16 protein-coding genes are annotated in these 17,551 nt (G+C 61.6%); 9 read left to right on the forward strand and 7 right to left on the reverse strand.

Annotated elements, in window-relative coordinates:
* Nucleotides 1-77 precede the first annotated feature (77 nt).
* The 5 genes from kduD (at nucleotide 78) to ABK249_RS26385 (ending at nucleotide 4,748) form a co-directional block, all read left to right on the forward strand.
* Complete coding sequence (gene kduD / locus ABK249_RS26365; RefSeq protein WP_348864499.1) at nucleotides 78-836, forward strand: 2-dehydro-3-deoxy-D-gluconate 5-dehydrogenase KduD; 759 nt, start codon at nucleotides 78-80, stop codon at nucleotides 834-836.
* Nucleotides 837-1,088: 252 nt separating this feature from the next.
* Nucleotides 1,089-2,288: a tonB-system energizer ExbB gene (gene exbB, locus ABK249_RS26370; protein WP_348864500.1), complete on the forward strand. Its 1,200-nt coding sequence runs from the start codon at nucleotides 1,089-1,091 to the stop codon at nucleotides 2,286-2,288.
* 6 nt (nucleotides 2,289-2,294) lie between these two features.
* Nucleotides 2,295-2,807: a TonB system transport protein ExbD gene (gene exbD, locus ABK249_RS26375; RefSeq protein ID WP_037151671.1), complete on the forward strand. Its 513-nt coding sequence runs from the start codon at nucleotides 2,295-2,297 to the stop codon at nucleotides 2,805-2,807.
* Nucleotides 2,804-3,706: a cell envelope integrity protein TolA gene (tolA, locus tag ABK249_RS26380; protein ID WP_348864501.1), complete on the forward strand. Its 903-nt coding sequence runs from the start codon at nucleotides 2,804-2,806 to the stop codon at nucleotides 3,704-3,706. The genes exbD and tolA overlap by 4 nt, the downstream gene beginning before the upstream one ends.
* 52 nt (nucleotides 3,707-3,758) lie before the next feature.
* Nucleotides 3,759-4,748 carry an Ldh family oxidoreductase gene (locus ABK249_RS26385; protein ID WP_348864502.1) on the forward strand — a complete coding sequence of 330 codons (990 nt, stop codon included), beginning with the start codon at nucleotides 3,759-3,761 and terminating at the stop codon, nucleotides 4,746-4,748.
* Here ABK249_RS26385 and ABK249_RS26390 read toward each other — a convergent pair.
* The 4 genes from ABK249_RS26390 to ABK249_RS26405 form a co-directional block, all read right to left on the reverse strand.
* On the reverse strand, nucleotides 4,745-6,100 hold the full coding sequence (locus ABK249_RS26390; RefSeq protein WP_348864503.1) for an ABC transporter permease: 1,356 nt from the start codon (nucleotides 6,098-6,100) through the stop codon (nucleotides 4,745-4,747). The two genes, ABK249_RS26385 and ABK249_RS26390, sit on opposite strands and share 4 nt — an antisense overlap.
* Nucleotides 6,097-6,786 carry an ABC transporter ATP-binding protein gene (locus tag ABK249_RS26395; protein WP_348864504.1) on the reverse strand — a complete coding sequence of 230 codons (690 nt, stop codon included), beginning with the start codon at nucleotides 6,784-6,786 and terminating at the stop codon, nucleotides 6,097-6,099. Before ABK249_RS26395 ends, ABK249_RS26390 begins: the two co-directional genes overlap by 4 nt.
* 2 nt (nucleotides 6,787-6,788) lie before the next feature.
* Nucleotides 6,789-7,253 (reverse strand): hypothetical protein, encoded by a 465-nt coding sequence (locus ABK249_RS26400; RefSeq protein WP_037151678.1) that lies wholly within the window; start codon nucleotides 7,251-7,253, stop codon nucleotides 6,789-6,791.
* 115 nt (nucleotides 7,254-7,368) lie between these two features.
* Entirely contained in the window at nucleotides 7,369-9,108 is a 1,740-nt protein-coding gene (locus ABK249_RS26405; protein WP_348864505.1) for an alkaline phosphatase, read from the reverse strand.
* Nucleotides 9,109-9,605: 497 nt separating this feature from the next.
* Here ABK249_RS26405 and ABK249_RS26410 point away from each other — a divergent pair, with 497 nt between their 5' ends.
* The 4 genes from ABK249_RS26410 to ABK249_RS26425 all read left to right on the forward strand — a co-directional run bounded on the left by ABK249_RS26410 (nucleotide 9,606) and on the right by ABK249_RS26425 (nucleotide 14,146).
* Entirely contained in the window at nucleotides 9,606-10,229 is a 624-nt protein-coding gene (locus ABK249_RS26410) for a ribonuclease D (protein ID WP_348864506.1), read from the forward strand.
* Complete coding sequence (locus ABK249_RS26415) at nucleotides 10,229-11,128, forward strand: DUF817 domain-containing protein (protein ID WP_348864507.1); 900 nt, start codon at nucleotides 10,229-10,231, stop codon at nucleotides 11,126-11,128. Before ABK249_RS26410 ends, ABK249_RS26415 begins: the two co-directional genes overlap by 1 nt.
* A 57-nt stretch (nucleotides 11,129-11,185) precedes the next feature.
* A complete protein-coding gene (locus ABK249_RS26420; RefSeq protein ID WP_348864508.1) occupies nucleotides 11,186-12,244 on the forward strand; it encodes a hypothetical protein in 1,059 nt (352 codons plus the stop codon).
* 216 nt (nucleotides 12,245-12,460) lie between these two features.
* Nucleotides 12,461-14,146, forward strand: a complete 1,686-nt coding sequence (locus ABK249_RS26425) for a hypothetical protein (RefSeq protein ID WP_348864509.1) — start codon at nucleotides 12,461-12,463, stop codon at nucleotides 14,144-14,146.
* A 93-nt stretch (nucleotides 14,147-14,239) separates the two neighbouring features.
* Here the strand turns inward: ABK249_RS26425 and rpsA are convergent, their stop codons facing one another.
* From rpsA to ABK249_RS26440, 3 genes are all read right to left on the reverse strand, one after another.
* Nucleotides 14,240-15,946 (reverse strand): 30S ribosomal protein S1, encoded by a 1,707-nt coding sequence (gene rpsA, locus ABK249_RS26430; protein WP_037151685.1) that lies wholly within the window; start codon nucleotides 15,944-15,946, stop codon nucleotides 14,240-14,242.
* A 164-nt stretch (nucleotides 15,947-16,110) separates the two neighbouring features.
* Complete coding sequence (cmk, locus tag ABK249_RS26435) at nucleotides 16,111-16,740, reverse strand: (d)CMP kinase (protein WP_348864510.1); 630 nt, start codon at nucleotides 16,738-16,740, stop codon at nucleotides 16,111-16,113.
* Between the two features lie 22 nt (nucleotides 16,741-16,762).
* The gene (locus ABK249_RS26440) at nucleotides 16,763-17,404 is read right to left on the reverse strand and encodes an FMN-binding negative transcriptional regulator (protein ID WP_348864511.1); all 642 of its coding nucleotides are present in this window, start codon (nucleotides 17,402-17,404) and stop codon (nucleotides 16,763-16,765) included.
* Nucleotides 17,405-17,551: the final 147 nt, after the last annotated feature.

Consider the following 17,551-nt stretch of genomic DNA (forward strand, 5'->3'; position numbering starts at 1 on the left):
GCACTGGCTCGATAATGCTACGAACCGCCGGGAAGAAATTCCCGGCGTTTTTTTATCTTGGTGGAGGAAGACAGGATATGGCTATTTCATTCGACCTGACCGGCAAGACGGCAATTGTCACCGGCGCCAATACAGGTCTTGGCCAGGCGATCGCAGTGGCGCTGGCCGGAGCCGGAGCGGATGTAGCCTTGGTCGGCCGATCCTCCATGACCGAGACGGAAGCGGCGATCAGCGCCGCAGGCGGGCGGGCCAAATCGATCCAGGCGGACCTTGCCACGATCGAGCCGGTCGACCGGGTAATCAAGGAAACGCTCGACTGGACGGGCCGAGCCGATATCCTTGTCAACAATGCCGGCATCATCCGCCGCGCCGATGCGATCGATTTCACCGAGGCCGACTGGGACGCGGTGATGGACGTGAACCTGAAGACGGTCTTCTTCCTCTCCCAGGCCTTCGCGCGTCATCTGATCGCAGAGGGCAAGGGCGGCAAGATCATCAACATCGCCTCTCTCCTGTCCTTCCAGGGCGGCATCCGCATCCCCTCCTACACGGCTTCCAAGAGCGGGCTTGCCGGCCTCACCCGGCTGCTTGCCTGCGAATGGGCGAGCAAGGGCATCAATGTGAACGCCATCGCCCCCGGTTACTTCTCGACCAACAATACCGAAGCGCTGCGGAACGATCCGGACCGTAACGCGGCGATCCTCGGTCGCATTCCGGCCGGCCATTGGGGCCAGCCCGAGGAGCTCGGAGGCGCTGCCGTCTTCCTCGCCGCACCGGCTTCGGATTATATCCACGGCATCGTTCTGCCGGTCGACGGCGGCTGGCTGGCACGATAATCCCGCCTGTTTTATGGCATACCAAGAACGATCCCCGTGCCGGCGGCATAACTGCCGCCGTGTAAGGTGAATTTGATCGGCATTCTCAAGATTTATTAGTTGCCATTCCCACTCATGTTTATTATCGGGTAGCAGCAACATCGCGAATGCATCGGCTGTGGCCGACAGCGTTCCGATGTCTTCGTTTCCGTCAATGCCGATCCGCGCCCATGCGCGGTCTGCCTTGCTGAATAGTCCGGAGTATCGCCTGTTATGTCCGTTATCCTGAAGCCCGCTTTTTCCATGCGCCAGCCGATCAGGAGCCGGCTCCCGATGACGCTCACGATACTGGCTGCCACGCTGCTGGCCGTCCCGACGGCGATGGCTCAAGCGCCCGCCCCGGATGCCACGATGCAGCCGGCAACGCCGCCGCGGGCAACGGCGCCGACGCAATCGGCTGCCCCGCAAGCAACCGAGCCCGCTCAATCCGTCGCTCCTGCTCCTTCTGCCCCGTCCGTCGCTACGCCCGAAACGCAGACTGCACCTGCACCATCCGGCACAGCACCGAACGAAGTTCGACAGGCAACGACACCCTTGCAGCCAGAAACCTCAGCGCCTGCTTCTTCGACCGTGCAGCGCGACACAGACAACGGTGCGCAGCCGACGGCCGACGAACAGGAAGAACAGCCGGTTGCGCGAGAGCCCGTCGATGTGTTCACACAGTTCCTCGAACCGGAACGCCGCTCCGACCTGCCGCATGATCTTTCACCGTGGGGCATGTTCATGGCGGCCGACTGGGTGGTCAAGGGCGTGATGCTGGGACTTGCCTTCGCCTCGCTCGTCACCTGGACCGTCTGGCTTGCCAAGACGCTTGAGCTTGCCGGCGCCCGCGCCCGCGCAGGCCGGACTTTGAAGACCATCCGCACATCCCGCACACTTTCGGAAGCGGTCAATGCAGCCGGCAGCCGCGGCGGGCCTGCCGCACTGATGCTACGCGCCGCCGCCGAGGAGATGCAGCTATCCGAAGCCGCGCTCGACCATGCTCACGGCGACGGCATCAAGGAGCGCGTCGGCTCGGTTCTTTCCCGCATCGAGGCCTATGCCGGCCGGCGTATGTCGCGCGGCACCGGCGTGCTTGCGACGATCGGCTCCACGGCACCCTTCGTCGGCCTGTTCGGCACGGTCTGGGGCATCATGAATTCCTTCATCGGCATCTCCCAGTCCAACACGACCAATCTGGCCGTCGTCGCACCGGGCATTGCGGAAGCCTTGCTCGCGACCGCAATCGGGCTTGTCGCCGCCATTCCCGCCGTCGTCATCTACAACGTCTTCGCCCGCTCCATCACCGGTTACCGGCAGCTTCTGGCGGACGCGGCCGCCGGCGTCGAGCGGCTGGTCAGCCGCGACCTCGATTTCCGCAAGATCCCGCCGGGAGCCCGCAAGACGCCGGTCTCGCTGGTGGCAGGAGGCTGATCGACCATGGCCGGCGGCATTCGCGAACATCATGGCGACGACCTTTCGGAGAACCACGAGATCAACGTGACGCCGTTCATCGACGTCATGCTGGTGCTCTTGATCATCTTCATGGTGGCCGCGCCGCTTGCGACCGTCGACGTCAATGTCGACCTCCCTGCCTCGACCGCCAAGCCGGCCGAACGGCCGGACGAGCCCCTCTACCTGACCGTGAAGGAGGATCTGAGCCTCAACATCGGCAATGATGCCGTGGCCCGCGACCAGCTGGCGGCAGCGCTCGGTGCTGTGACAGAGGGCGACAAGGATACGCGGATCTTCCTGCGTGCCGACAAGGCCGTCGACTACGGGCAGTTCATGGAAGTCATGAACCTCCTGCGGGACGCCGGTTATTTGAAGATCGCGCTGGTGGGGCTCGAAACCGTCCCGGTACAGCCCACACCATCTGCCGGTGCTACCGAAGCGCCATCTCCGCAGCCGCAGGCTCCACCGGCCACGCCCTCCCCGGGAGCTGCACCATGAGCCTCGTCGTCTCGCAGGCAGGCCCGAGCGGGCGCGCCGGCGAACTGGCGCTGTGGAGCGTTGCCGGGCTGCTGATGCTTTCGGTGCATATCGGCGCTGCAGCGCTTCTCATGCAGGAAACGCCGGATGCGCCGGCCGACAATTCGCCGCCGGCCGCGATCATGATCGAGCTTGCTCCGGAACCCGAGGCCGTCAATACCGAAGAGGACCAGATTTCCCCCGACCAGCAGGATCAGGAGGAGGTCAAGAGCGAGCAGACGGAGCCGGCCGAGGAACCGCAACCCGAACCCGTGATCGAAGAACCGCCTCGGGAAATGCCGGAGCCGGAACCCCAGATCACCCAGACCATTCCAGAGCCGCCACCGGAGCCTGTCGAAGAGATCGACCCGATCGAGGAGCAGATGACGGCTGCGCTGGAAAATGTCGAGGTGCCGTTGCCGATGATGCGGCCTGAGCCGCCAAAACCGGATGAAGCGAAGAAACCCGAGCCCAGGAAGGAACAGGCCAAGAGGACCCAGAAGCCGAAGCAGCAACAACAGCAGGCTCGCCAGGATATGGCCGAGGCGAAAGTTCAGGCCAGGCAATCGGACCGCACCGCCGCCAGCCAGAACTCGGCAGGCTTCTTCTCGCAATCGATTTCGCCGGCCAAGTGGAAATCCCGTGTGCAGGCGAAGCTCGCCAGAACAGCGCGCAGATGCCCGGGCGATGGCACAGGGACGGCGGCCGTGCGCTTCAGCTTCGATGGCCGCGGCAACGTCACCAGCGTCTCGCTCTCTCGCTCCTCCGGCGATTCCGCGATCGATAGCTATATCATCTCGGCCGTGCGGCGCGCCTCCCCGATCCCCGCGCCGCCTTCGGGTGTGGCAAGTTATCTCGATCAGGCACTAACCTGCCTGTGATTATCGGGCTATATGCAGGATAACCATCCGTAACCAGCCTGGATATCCTTTCATGCACATGACCCTCGAAGAAACCGAAGCGCTCGTGAAGAGCGTTTTCGAAGCCAATGGCGTCCTCACCGAGACCGCCCGTTCCGTCGCACGCGCGCTCGTGCATGCGGAGGCCGCCGGGCAATACGGTCATGGGCTCAGGCGCATTCCGGCCTATATAGGCCAGGCGCGCAGCGGCAAGGTGGACGGAAAGGCAAGGCCGGTCGCCACGCGACCCCGGCCGGCGGTGCTTTCTGTCGACGCTGCGCTCGGTTACGCCTATCCGGCCTTTGACCTTGCCGTCGCGGAATTGCCCGCAATCGCCCGCAAGCAGGGCGTCGCGCTTGGCCTCGTCCATCGCTCGCACCATGCCGGCGTCATGGCGCTGACAGTCGAGAGGTTTGCCGAACTGGATCTCGTGGCGCTGATGTTCGCCAATGCGCCGGCCTCCATGGCCGCTTGGGGCGGGAGGAAACGCCTGTTCGGCACCAACCCGATTGCGTTTGCCGCGCCGGTAGCAGGCGAGGACCCGCTGGTCATCGATCTGGCGCTCTCCACCGTGGCGGCCGGCAAGATCATGGCCGCCAAGCAGAAGGGCGTGGACATTCCGGAAGGCTGGGCCTTCGATGTCGAAGGCGTGCCGACCACCGATCCCAATGCCGCGCTGAAGGGCCTCATGGCCCCATCCGGCGGAGCCAAAGGCGCGGCGCTGGCGCTGATGGTGGAGATCCTTGCGGCCGGCCTGACGGGATCGAATTTCTCCTACGAGGCCAGTTCGTTCATGGAGGAGAAAGGCACGCCGCCTTCCGTCGGGCAAATGCTGATCGTTATCGATCCTTCTGCCGGAGCCGGATCGGCCGCCGAACGGATAGCCGAACTGGCGCGAGAGATGACAGCCGAAGAGCGTGTTCGCCTGCCCGGCCGGCGCGGCCAGACCTCCCGCCGAACGGCGATCGAACAGGGCCTCGATATCGAGGACGAGCTGATCGCATCGATCAGGGCATTGGCTTAAGCACGAAGGGCTGTTGCCGGCGACTGGCGATAGGCCAGGATTGCCGGTACGGCCGACAGCACGGCCGAGACGCCGAGGAGGACAAGCGCGAGCTGCAGATCCTCATAGGTGAATTCGACCGGCAACACGATGCCGCTCTCGGCCGTGAAGAGACCGGCAATCACCTCGGCGGCGACCAGACCTGCCAGGAAACCCAGGCCAATGCCGAGCGCGACCAGGGAAAAGAGTTCCAGCCAGACGATCGCGAAGACCGAAAGCCGTGGCGCTCCGAACGCCCGGAGCGCACCGATCTGGCGTCGCCGCTGGCCGATATGCGTGACGGTGACGAGAACCAGCGCCGCCGCCACGAGGCCCTGCGAACCCGCTGCCACGGCGCTCAAGACCAGTTTGGCATCACCGAGCGTGGCATAGAGGCCGGTCAGCACTTCGCCTGGAAAAACGGCCAGCGTATTGCCACTGCGATATTCCTGCCGCAGCTTGTAGGCGTCCGCGATCGTCTTCGGCTTCACCAGCACCGCAGGGAGGCCTGGAGTGTCGGCGGAAAAATCTTCAACGATCGGGGCATCCACGTCGATGGCATGGTCGTCGTGGCCCTCATGCTCTTCGGCTGCGGCCACCTCGTTCTCGTGGTCGTGTTCCTGCGCGGCTTCCAGAGGGCTATGGCCGTGCTCATCGGTGGCAGCTGCAGCGGGCGTCACTTCAGGCGCGTCGCCATCGTGATGTTCTTCCTCTTCGTGTCCATGCTCGTGACCGAGTCCATGGACATGCCAGACGGCCTGGATCGGCACCAGAATGGCGCGGTCCCACGGCGTGCCCGTTGGCCGCAGTTTACCCGCGACATGATAGACGACGCCCGCATGGGTCTCTCCGCCCGTCGCAGCCGTGCCGTGCATCGGCTTGATTTCTGCACCGACCGGCAGCTTGACGGCCGCACCCAGCACGGCTTCGCCTTCCTGCTCGAACATGCGGCCTTCCGCAAAACCGGAGACGGTGCTGGAAATCAAGGCGCGCGTCGTGCCAACCAGCGGATAGCCGGCGAAGGAGTCCCCGAAGCCCACGGGCGCTGCCCAGGCGACCCGCGAATCCTTCGAGAGCTTCGCCAGGACTTCGCCCGGCATCAGCGGCAAGGGAGCGGGTTGGAGGAAAACGGAGGACAGGACAAGCTGGGTTTCGCTCCCCGCCGCGCCGATGACGAGGTCGAACTTGTCCGCCGCCCGGGCACTGCCCAGACGCAAAGCCCGCTCTTGCAGCGTGACGGTGACGCCCAGCGCCGTCGCAAGCGCCACGAGGAGTATCACGACGGCGGCACCGGCCCAGAGACGGCGCAGATCGGACAGGATGAAGCGAATCATGCCGCCACCTCTTCACGCATGCTATCGGCGACGATACGTCCGGCACGGAGGGTGAGGCGACGATCCAGCCGATCGGTCAGGCGTTGGTCGTGTGAAACTACGATCAGCGTACTCTTCGTCTCCGCTGCCATGTCGAGCAGCAGCCGGCCGACGGTCTCGCCCGCCTCCGCATCCAGACTTGCAGTCGGTTCATCGGCAACGATCACGCCCGGCTTGCGCAGAAGCGCGCGGGCGATCGCCACGCGCTGCATCTCGCCGCGCGACATCGTCTCGATCTTCTGATCCGGCCGGGAAAGGCCAACGGTCTTCAACAATTCATGGGCCCGGGTGACCATCGCCGCATCGGCGACGCGCGCAAGCCGCGCCGGCAGAAGCACGTTCTCAACGGCGGAAAGGCCCGGGAACAAGTGGAAATCCTGCATGACGAGGCCGACATGCTCAGCCCGCCAGCGATCGCGCGATGTTTCCGAGAGCCGAGCGATATCTCGCCCGTTCCAGACGACCTTGCCGGTCGTAACCCGTTCCAAACCGGTAACGACATTGATGAATGTGCTCTTGCCGGAACCGGAGCCGCCGGTCACGGCAACTCGATCTCCGGGAGAGAATGCCAGGGAATCTATCCGAAGGACGGGGCCATCCAGCCCGGGAAACGACTTGATCAGGTCATCAATGCGCAACGAAAGCATGTTCAGACCGCCTGGTATGCGGCGTCGCGGATTCTCAGGCGACTGACGAACCCGGTATCGGGATCGGTCCATGAGCCGACCTCAAGCGTGCCGCGCACCTCGATCGTCTCGTTCGGCTGTGTGAAGGTCTGTTTGCGGTTGAGGTAGACGACGACGATATTGTCGGGCCAATCGGAATCGGACGAACAAAAGGGGCAGATGGACATGGGCACTTCGGTCAGCACGAAAAATTGCGCTTCTGCTTTCAGCGGTGGCGCCATGAAGCCGCGCATCGCAACCGGCTTTCCGGCAAGCTCCTTTACCTTTTCGGAGAATTCGAGCCCCAGAACGCTGATCTTGCCGTAGAGCTCATCAAAGGTCAGGTCATCGGAAGCTTCGCCCCTGCCCCCCATCATCAACAATGGCAGACCGGCCACGAAACCCAGTGTCCGACGGCGGCTCAATTGCGCCCCAAACGACTTTTTCATGCCGCTCTCCCTCAATCCAGATCACGTTACTTATCTTCTTCTTTCCGACCGGCAAAGCAAGCGGCCAAAGGAAGCGGCAGGCGGCACGCCAAATGGGCATGCCGCCATTGCCATTCTAGTTCGTCTGCTTCACGCCGAGCGCGAAGGCGTCGGCGAGGACCTTGTAGACGTCGCTCTGCTCCATGTAGCCCTTGAAGTTCTCCGAAGCGGGACCGGTTGCCTGCAGCACCACGTCATCGACCGTATGGGCGCCCGAGCTCGCATCCTTCGGCAAGTTGCCCTGGACGAAGACTGCGCCGGGAACATCCTTGTACGCCTCGTTCGCGACGTATTCCTTCTTGTCGTTCTGAACAGCCGGGCTGAACGGACCGTCGAGCTTCGGGCGGAAGGTCTCGTAATGGTCCGGATAGTTGCTGACGAACATGGCAAGACGCTTCGTCACGTCGACGCTGTCCGGATAACCGTCCTTGTTGGCATCGACATAGTTCGGGAAGCCGCGCACGCCGACCTTCTCGCGCATTTCGGTTCCTTCAGCATCATCGTCGATCATGCCCACAATGGTGATGCCATGCGTATGGTCGCCGGTCACGACGAGCAAGGTATCCGGGTTCCTGGCGACGAAATCCTTGGCCACACCGACCGCCTGATCGAATTCGATCGTGTCAACGACCGCACGTTCATTGTCGAGCGGATGCGTCATCTTGTCGATGTTGGCGGCCTCGACCATCAGGAAGAAGCCTTCCGGGTTCTTCGAGAGCTGATCGATCGCCGTCTTCGTCATTTCGACGAGGCCCGGCTGATTGGGGAACTTGCCGACGGTGCCCTTCTTGAGGATTTCCCGGTCGAGGGCCACATCCATGTTGCCGGTGTGGAAGAGGCCGAGGATCTTGTCCGCGTTCGTGGCGGCGGCCAGTTCGTTCTTGTCGGTCGCAAGCTTGTAGCCTGCATCCTGGAACATCTTGATATAGTCCTTGTCGTCCTTGCGCTTGGAGCCATTCGTCGCCTGCGGAAGGAAATAAGCGGATCCGCCGCCAAGAATAACGTCCGGCTTCACGTCGAGCATCATGCCGACGATCTCTGCCTTGTCGTCGCGGCGACGGGTATGCGACACGACGGCTGCCGGCGTTGCATCTTCGATTTCCGAGGTGGCGACGATGCCGATCGACTTCTTCGTCTGACGGCGCAGCGCCTCGCCGATGGTCTCGACGCGGGGATCGTCCAGAGTATCCGCGGTGCGATCGGCGTAGACGCCGAGCGAATTGATGGCACCCTTGTGCCCGGTCATGTAGGCCGACATGGTATTGGCGCTGTCGGTGGTGATCGAGTCGGCTGCCGAGGTGCCGATGAAGGCCATGCGATCGAGATCGTCCATATTGAGGCGGCCGTTGGCCTTGCCTTCGGTCATCCCCTTGGACATGAGGCGAGCGGCAGTCCGGTGCGCCACGGAAAGACCGTCGCCAAGCATGAAGATGATGTTCTTCGCCTTCGGGGTCGTACCGGTGTTATAGACGTTCCAGGTAACGCTCTTCGTTTCGGAGCCTGCGGAAACCTCAACCTTGTAGTCGCCTGCATTGGCAATCGTCAGACCGCGCAGGATGACGGCAGAGCCGGCAACCTTGTCCTTCACCTTCTCTTCGGCGACGAACTGGACATCCTTGCCGAGAACGGCCTTGTAGTCCTGGCCATTGACGGTGATCTTGACGTCCTCCGGCTTCACGACGCTGCTGAACTCAACCTTGAAGTCGAAAGGGGAGCCGGCGAGGATCGTCGCACGATCCAGCGGATAGACGGTAGCGGCCTGGGCAGCACCGGCGAGTGCGGTCGAAACGACCAGGGCAGCAAAAAGCTTGCGCATAGTAAACCTCACGAAAAGTTCAAAAGGGAAGGCGAGGATTGCTATATCGGCGGCCCGTGACACGCACGTGACGTTATCGCCATATCGTTCGGCGGACCCGGACGAGTCCGTCCGACGCAACAACGTGTCGATCAAAGGGTATCGGAGGAGAAGGCTGAAAATAGAAAAGCCTGGCGCGGGAGGAGGATGCGCCAGGCTTTAAACTTGATCGACAACTGGGAGGAGGAGGTGTTGTCGATCCGTATCAAGCGACACTGGGAGGAGGAGTGCGTCGCTCGATGACTATTGATATAGGATAATCGATTAAGCGTGCCAATCCATTCTGTTGCAATGCAGCAATGCATTCAGCGCAAAGCTGAGTATTTGCTCAGGCTTGAACTTGTCGCTCGGCAGCAGGCTTTTCGGCGGTCCGGGCCTCCCCCTCCCGAAGATGACGGTATCCTTGGCGAAAAACGTGGTCTATAGCGGATGGCCGAACATAGGCGACGGAGACGGACATGGCAGAGATTCGATATCATGAAGGCGATATTCCGGCGGCTGATGCAGCCCGCTACACGGGTGCTATCGCCATCGATACGGAAACACTCGGCCTCGTTCCGCGCCGCGACCGGCTCTGTGTCGTGCAGCTTTCGCCGGGCGATGGCTCCGCCGACGTGATCCGCATCGCTGCAGGCCAAAGAGAAGCGCCGAACCTTGTCGCCATGCTTGCCGATCCGTCCCGGCAGAAGATCTTCCACTACGGCCGTTTCGATATCGCCGTTCTGTTTCAAACATTCGGGGTGACCACGACACCCGCCTTCTGCACCAAGATCGCCTCGCGCCTGACACGCACCTATACCGACCGGCACGGCCTCAAGGACAACCTCAAGGAACTGCTCGATATCGACGTGTCGAAAGCGCAGCAGCAGTCCGATTGGGCTGCGGAGGTACTCTCGCCGGCGCAGCTCGAATATGCCGCTTCCGACGTGCTGCACCTGCACGCACTGCGCGACAAACTGAACGAGCGGCTCGTGCGCGACAAACGCCTCGAGTTTGCCCAGGCCTGTTTCGACTTCCTGCCGACCCGGGCAAAACTTGACCTGCTCGGTTGGGAAGAGACGGACATCTTCGCCCACAGCTGATGGAACGGCGTTCCCCAGAACGTCCTCCGGCGCATGAGACGGGGCCTTATCTCGAACCGCTGCGCCTTCTCGTTCGCGGTGTGCTGGCGCCACTTCCCTGGTGGCTTTCCGAGTTCATCCTTTTCGGCCTGAAACAGGCCTGGGCCTGCCTGTTCGCGGCGATTATGCTCACCCTGCTGCTCGTCACCAAGCTCGTCTGGCAGCCGGACTGGGCGCTTTACCGCTACGATTTCCTGTTCATCGCTGCACTGGCAATCCAATTCCTGTTTCTGCGCTTCAGGATGGAAAGCTGGGACGAGGCCAAAGTTATCCTAGTCTATCACATCACCGGCACCGTCATGGAAATCTTCAAGGTGCATATGGGATCATGGGCCTATCCGGAACCCGCGATCATTCAGATCGCCGGTGTGCCATTGTTTTCCGGCTTCATGTATGCCTCCGTCGGTTCCTTCATGGCGCGCACGATCCGCATCTTCGACATGCGCTTCACCCGCTATCCGCCAATGTGGCTCACCGGATTGCTGGCGATTGCGATCTACATCAATTTCTTCAGTCATCACTACCTGCCGGATCTGCGTTATCTTCTGTTCGCAGCAACTGTCGTCGTCTTCCGGCGCGTCGACATCCATTTCACGACAGACCGGACGACACTGCGTATGCCGCTGGTCGTGGCAGCGTTCCTCTCATCCGCCTTCCTGTGGGTTGCGGAGAACATCGGCACGCTGACCGGGACCTGGATCTATCCGACGCAGAAGACCTGGCATGTGGTTTCATTCGGCAAGCTCGGATCCTGGTACCTGCTTCTTTACGTCAGTTTTGTGCTGGTCACGCTGGTCCTCAAGCCGCGGCCTCCAACTCTCGTTGGGACAAGTCCTAATCAGCCGGCAATAATTCGTTAACCTTCGAAACCTATCGTCGCCTCCGGCATATCTCTCAATGAGACCGGATAATCGGGCATGTTGCTTCCAACACAGCAGACCTACGGACTTGCGGCAACCAACGCGATGCAATCGATGCTCGACAGCATCGAGGAACAGCGCAAGGAAGAGGAAGCCGAACGGTCCGGCAAGGAACGCGATCCGGTCACGGAGGCGCGGGTCAGCGCCAGCGAGGAGGCCAAGCGCGCCAGGGAGAAGATTACCTCCGCGCTGTTCGGCACCAACCGCACAGATCCCAACGAATTGAAGATCGATCTCATCGACCGCCTGGCCAAGAAGCTCGGCCTCGATACCGACGAGGCCCGCTCGAACTATCGGCTGGGCGAAGCGCTTGAAGATCTGCTCAAGCCGATGGATCTGAGCCAGATCAGCAAGTTGGAGGAGGATCTCGGGCTCAAGGATATCGGCATCTCCATCAAGACGCTGCTGGCGGCAATCCAGAATCCCTACGGCGACGACAACCAGCGCCTGATGGACGCCTTCACCAAAAAGGCCAATGGCGGCAAGCTCGGGGCGGAAGTCGACCGCGTGGTCCAGCGGCTTGAGGACGTTGCCGATCCGAAGACCCTGGAAGAATTGAAGCTCGGCCCGCAGGGTTACGATCCCACTCGCGTCGAGGACGAGGAAACCCGCGCCGAGCGCCTGGAAGACATCGAGGCCGCGGAAGCCGGCAAGAAGCTCGAAGACGTCCAGAAGGTCCAAGACGTCATCGAGAAGACGAACAAAAATGATGGAGCGGACGTGGGCGGCGACGGCAAAACCGACGCTGCTTCCGTCGACACGCAGACGCTGCTGAGCGTGTTTGCCGCTGCAGCCGAGCAGGTCGCTCTTTCCGATTCGTCCGAGCCGGGCGGCGACACTCCGGCCGTCGACGAGGCAACTTCTGCGGAAGATCAGAACCAGACCAGCAAGATCCTCGTTGCCGGCGAGGCGCCCGCGAGCGAATTCACCGCCGATGCCGTGGAAACGCTGCTCGAAGGCCAGGCAGTCGAGGCAACCACGGTTGGCGGAATCCTGCCGGTCCGCGTGGACGAGATCGGCATTTATGAATTGTTGAAAAAGAAACTGGCCGCGTAATCCCGCAATAATCCGGACTGTCCGCTTACTGTGCCGTCCAAGATCATTCCTCGCCCGCATGTTAGCGAGACGTTAACCTTTTTGCCGGAGATTGATTGCCAGCTATCGGCATTGGGAACGCCATGAGGCGTTACGGCCGCAACGCCGTTCCGTTGCGAAAACACACAATCGCGTGGCCGAACTGTCCTGTCGTCACAATTAGACATGGAGCGGACAATGCTGCCTCCGGTTCGTGCCACGTTAAGTTCATTCATCGAATACCAGAACCCGTCGCAGCAGCTGGCCATGCGCCAGCGCATCACTGTCGCCAACAATTCCGCAAATGCCGAGACCATCGCGTCCTCGTCCCTGTCAGGCGGCAGGCTGGACATTCTCTCACTTTCGGCCCAGATCCAGCTCGCACAGGGTGCCTCGATCTTCGCGGAGACCATCGGCAAACTGATCAGAGTTCCTCGGCGTGAGGGGGAAGCCCTGCTCGATTATGCCAGGCGTCTTTCGGAAGCGGTCAAAGCGATGAATCCGGCTGAACGTGCTGTGCTCGAGCGCATGCTCAATCAGCTCGTCAAGGGTGTTTCGCTGCGGTTGCTGGCCGAAATTCTCAACAATCCCACAGGGCCGGATGCGGCCCGGCTCGCCTTGCGGATGGAAACCGCTCAATTGCTCGACCGCGATCTCGCCGCCAAAGCGGTCGTCAGTTCCTATCGCCAGAATGCCGGGGCTGAGCAGGTACTCAACCCGCCGTCGCGACCTGCCAATACCATACCGGTCCCGCCCGATCAGACTGTCGGAACGAACTTTTCGTCCGAGGCAGAGTCGGTTGCGGCTTCGGCGCCGCCGTCAGATGACGCCAGCAGCGTTCCAGGCGGTCAACGCGACAATATCGGTACGAAGGCCACCGGCAGCGGCGAGGCGTCAGCACAGCAGGCCGCGGCTTCGATTGAGGCGGACCAGGTACTTTCCGCTCCCGAATCGAGCATGCTCTCGACAGATACGGAAATCACGACCTCCGCATTGCCCGAGGAAAGCGCGCTGCACGCGGAAAACAATGCTGAAGGCGAGGTCGCCAAAGCAGCTACGGTCGAGCAGGAGGCCGCGGCGGAAGTTGCAGAAGGCGACCGCCCCGATCTCTCTGCGGGCCCGGCGGAGGAGACGCCGGAAACTCCACCCACGGCACGGCGTCCCGGGAACGGGGAAGAGAACAACGCACGCCCTGCTTCGATTGAAGGACGCACCTCGTCTGCTATCTATGACGGCCCGGCACTTGCCCGTCTTTCGCAGCGAAACCTTGAACAGACGCATCCTTCAATCATATCGAACAAGGCGACGCCTGCAGCCATGACCGAGTGGCTTGCCGAGGTCTTCGCGGAAGGCAACAGCGAACTCCTGGAACCGCTGCCACCCGCAGCGAGGCCTTTGCCGGAGCATCAGGAACTGGAGGAACGGGCCGACGGCCAATCCCCTGCAAGACCTGATCCGCTTACCAAAGAAGCCGCAGCCGATCGTTTGCCGAGGCCTGCCGCGCCCCGCCTCTCGGAACCGGACGTTCCGGCTCCGGCGACCCGTCCGGCCCTCCCCCAGGCGAACACAAGCGGCCAGCCCGCCAGTGCGTCGCAGCTCCCTGAACAATTCGCCCTCCCCCTGCCAATACCGCTGCGTGAGGGCATTCCCCTGCCCTTTGTCCCCTATCCGCCCGAAGAGCGGGAAAAGGACCCGGAAGAACGCAAGACGCGGGAAATATCAAAAACCGACGAGGATGGTGAAGAGCAGCATTCGCCCGAGGACCAGGCGTTTCACGAGAACAAGTCGACCGAGGATCAGGACGAGGAAACAGGCGAGGACACGACCGACGAGGATGCCGGCCGGGCCAACGATCTTTACTGGCGTATGGCCGGGTGGACCTGATCCTCGGGTTTCAACCCGAGGACGACAGCCGGGAGGGCATGAAAAAACCGCCGGACCTTCGATCCGGCGGTTTCAATTTCTGCAAGACGTCGATTACTCGGCGTTGTTGCGGTTCTTCAGAGCCGCGCCGAGAATGTCGCCGAGCGAAGCACCCGAGTCGGACGAACCGAACTGAGCGACGGCTTCCTTCTCTTCCGCGATCTCGAGAGCCTTGATCGACAGCATGACCTTGCGATCCTTCTTGGAGAAGTTGGTCACGCGGGCATCGACGACCTGACCGACCGAGAAACGCTCCGGACGCTGTTCGTCACGGTCGCGGGAAAGATCGGCGCGACGGATGAACGACGTGATGTCCTCGTGGTTGACGAGCTTCACTTCGATGCCGCCATCGTTGACAGCGATGACTTCGCAGGAAACGACGGCATTCTTGCGCAGGTCGCCGGAAGCGGCTGCTTCGCCGACCGAGTCACGGCCGAGCTGCTTGATGCCGAGCGAGATGCGTTCCTTCTCGACGTCCACATCGAGAACGACGGCCTTGACGACGTCGCCCTTGTTGTATTCCTCGATGACCTGCTCGCCCGGGCGGTTCCAGTCGAGGTCGGAGAGGTGAACCATGCCGTCGACGTCGCCTTCGAGGCCGATGAACAGGCCGAACTCGGTCTTGTTCTTGACTTCGCCTTCGACTTCGGTGCCGGCCGGGTGGCTGTAGGCAAATGCCTGCCACGGGTTCTCGAGGGTCTGCTTGAGACCGAGGGAGATGCGGCGCTTGGACGGATCGACTTCGAGAACGACTACGTCAACGTCCTGCGTGGTGGACAGGATCTTGCCGGGGTGAACGTTCTTCTTGGTCCAGGACATTTCCGAGATGTGGATCAGGCCTTCGATGCCCGGTTCCAGTTCGACGAACGCACCGTAGTCGGTGATGTTCGTGACGGTACCGGAGATCTTCTTGCCGACCGGATACTTGGCGGCAATGCCATCCCACGGGTCCGACTCGAGCTGCTTCATGCCGAGCGAGATACGATGGGTTTCCTGGTTGATGCGGATGATCTGAACCTTGACCTGCTGGCCAATGGACAGGATTTCCGACGGATGGTTGACGCGACGCCACGCCATGTCGGTAACGTGCAGCAGGCCGTCGATGCCGCCGAGGTCGACGAACGCACCGTAATCGGTGATGTTCTTGACGACGCCTTCGACCACCTGGCCCTCTTCGAGGTTCTGAACGATCTCAGAACGCTGCTCGGCGCGGGACTCTTCGAGAACCGTGCGGCGCGAAACCACGATGTTGCCGCGACGCTTGTCCATCTTGAGGATTTCGAAGGGCTGCGGGTTGTGCATGAGCGGAGTGACGTCGCGGATCGGACGGATGTCGACCTGCGAACGCGGCAGGAAGGCAACGGCGCCGTCGAGATCGACGGTGAAGCCACCCTTGACCTGGTTGAAGATGACGCCTTCGACGCGCTCGCCGGCCTCGAACTTGGCTTCGAGCTTGACCCAGCTTTCTTCGCGGCGCGCCTTCTCGCGCGAGAGAACCGCTTCGCCGAGTGCGTTTTCGATGCGCTCGACATAAACTTCGACTTCGTCGCCGACCTTCAGCGATCCGTCCTTGCCCTTGGCGCCGAATTCCTTCAGCGCGATGCGACCTTCGACCTTGAGGCCGACGTCAACAACCGCGACGTCCTTTTCGATCGCCGTCACAATGCCCTTGGCGACATAGCCTTCAGCAAGGTCGGTCTTGGAAAAGGACTCTTCGAGGAGGGCTGCGAAGTCCTCCCGCGTGGGGTTAGATACTGCCATGAAATCTCCTAGAGTGCCTCTAAACAGGCACGTATGCGCCGGTGGTTCGTGTTACACATGCCTGAGCATCAGGTCCGCCTCCTCTGTAGAGGCCAATCCGGCGCGGGGACCGAGCGTCAAGCGGGTTCTCAAAGACGAAGCCGGACGCAAACCGGCTTACATCGTCAAGTCGTCTTCAAGGCGGCGTCGATGACAACCTTCGCTGCCTGAAACGCGGCCTCTATACTCATTTCCGACGTATCAAGCAAGTACGCATCCTCGGCAGGCTTCAGAGGGCTATCGGCGCGGCCCATATCCCGTTCGTCACGCTTCTTCACGTCGGCGAAAATCGCCGCATAATCCGCCATGCCGCCCTTGGCGAGAATCTCGTCATAACGACGTCTCGCCCTCACTTCCGGCGAAGCGGTCACGTAAAGCTTCACCTGCGCATTCGGGCAGACGACCGTTCCGATATCCCGGCCATCCAGCACCGTTCCCGGCTCTCTTTGCGAGAAATCACGCTGCGCCTCGACCAATGCCCGGCGGACGGAAGGCATGACGGCAATCTTCGAGGCCGCCTCGCCGATCTCATGGCTGGACAATATATCGCGATCGAGCCCCGCCAGTTCAACGCCCTTTGCCACTTTCTCGGCGACCTTTTCATCATCGAGCGGCAGACCGGCATCGATCAACGCCTTGGCGGTGGCACGGTAGGTGAGGCCGGTGTCGAGATGGTGAAAGCCGTATTCTTCTGCGAGGCGGCGGGAAAGCGTGCCCTTGCCGGAGGCGGCGGGTCCGTCGATAGCGATGATCATTCCAGACGTCAATTTCGAAAACTCAAGCTTCGCGCGCTGCGCCATAATGGCGGACGAGCTCCGCCATATCGTCCTGTCCGGGCATTTCATCAAGCCCCGCCGCAACACCTTTGCGATCGGTGACCGGGCGGTTCTGGCTTACCTTCCACTTGCCTTCGATCTCGGCGATCTCAATCTCCACGCCTACGATGCCCTTCAGCTGCGCGCGAATGAAATCTTCCGGCGCATCGCCTATCGACCAAGGCAAGGCGCGCTTGCCCTCATGCTGATTGGTCATGGCATTGATCTGGGCAAGCAGCCAATCGGCATCCTCCATAACCCGGGCGGGCCCTCTTGCCTGGACGATCGCGTAATTCCACGTCGGCACGACTTTGCCGGTCTCGCGCTTGGTCTGATACCATGAGGGCGTAACATAGGAATCCGCACCTTGGAAAACAGCGAGAACCGGCGCTCCGTCTCGGATATCCTTCCACTGGCCGTTCGCGCGGGCAAGATGCAGCCTCAGCGTTCCCTTTGCCGAGGCATCGGCATCCAGATGGAATGGCACCGGATTGGCAATGAGGCCGGAATTGCCGGAGGTAATCAAAAGGCCGAGCGAATGCGCGCGGATCAATGCATGCTGGGTGCCCAGGTCTTCTTCTCGAAAATGCGGCGGTTGATACATGGGCGGCTTCCTTCCATCCTGACGGGGTGACTATCATAAAGCTGCCGGACGGTCACCGGGGACGCGTTGATGCAATCCATGAAAGTTTGTCTTTGACATCACGGGGTACAAGCCTTATGGGGACCGGCTTAGTTTTTCACCCAATAG

It is taken from the genome of Neorhizobium phenanthreniclasticum (assembly GCF_040066075.1).
In the GTDB taxonomy this organism is placed as follows: domain Bacteria; phylum Pseudomonadota; class Alphaproteobacteria; order Rhizobiales; family Rhizobiaceae; genus Neorhizobium; species Neorhizobium petrolearium.